Below are 308 nucleotides of genomic sequence, written 5' to 3'. Positions count from 1 at the left end.
GTCTCGGCGATGATCTCGGCCGCCTGGCGGGTGTTGGTCAGGAAGAAGCCGGGAATGTCGCGGGTGTTGATCGCCTCGATCACCAGGCGGATGCCGGCTTTCTTCAATTCGCCGGCGGCATAGCCGATGTTCTCGACGAAGGTGGCCTGGGCCTGAACCGCATCGACGGAGGCGGGCGCAATGCCGGCCAGGCAGTTGACCAGCTTGCAATCGAGCGCCTTGGCATAGGTGATGGCCTCAGCAACGCCCTCGCGGAACTCGGCCTTGCGGTCGGGCAGCACGGCGATGCCGCGCTCCCCGCCCGCCCA

Annotated in this window: 1 protein-coding gene; it reads right to left on the bottom strand. The window is 66.9% G+C overall.

Translation table 11 applies throughout. From position 1 onward, the window contains the following. On the bottom strand, positions 1-308 hold a 308-nt coding region (locus tag BA190_RS34825; RefSeq protein WP_156771851.1), incomplete at both ends, for a TIM barrel protein.

The sequence above is a fragment of the Labrys sp. WJW genome (assembly GCF_001676615.1).
Classification (GTDB): domain Bacteria; phylum Pseudomonadota; class Alphaproteobacteria; order Rhizobiales; family Labraceae; genus Labrys; species Labrys sedimenti.
Note: the sequence above shows the minus strand (reverse complement) of the source record. Positions and strands in the feature narration are given on the sequence as shown.